Raw genomic sequence first — 228 nt, 5'->3', positions numbered from 1 at the left:
CCTGTTGGTAAAGTAGTTGTATCTACTACGATATCTACTGTTCCTGCTGGTACTCCTTCTATAGTATACGTTCCATCCGCCGCTGTAGTTGCTGTTGGCTCTCCTGCGTCTAATACGCCATTGCCATCTAAATCTGCAAATACAGTTACTGGAGAAGTGAATCCGGTTTCTGTTCCGTTTTGTGTTCCATCACCATCTTCATCATTATATACGGTTCCAGTTACTGTT

The 228-nt window shown here is 43.0% G+C and carries 1 protein-coding gene; it reads right to left on the bottom strand.

The annotated features are described in order from the left end of the window. Nucleotides 1–228, bottom strand: a 228-nt coding sequence (locus ACVCZW_RS00025; protein ID WP_452231278.1) for a hypothetical protein, incomplete at both ends; no start/stop codon positions are given.

It is taken from the genome of Lacinutrix sp. MEBiC02595 (assembly GCF_053601555.1).
This window is presented reverse-complemented; position numbering and strand designations above follow the sequence as displayed.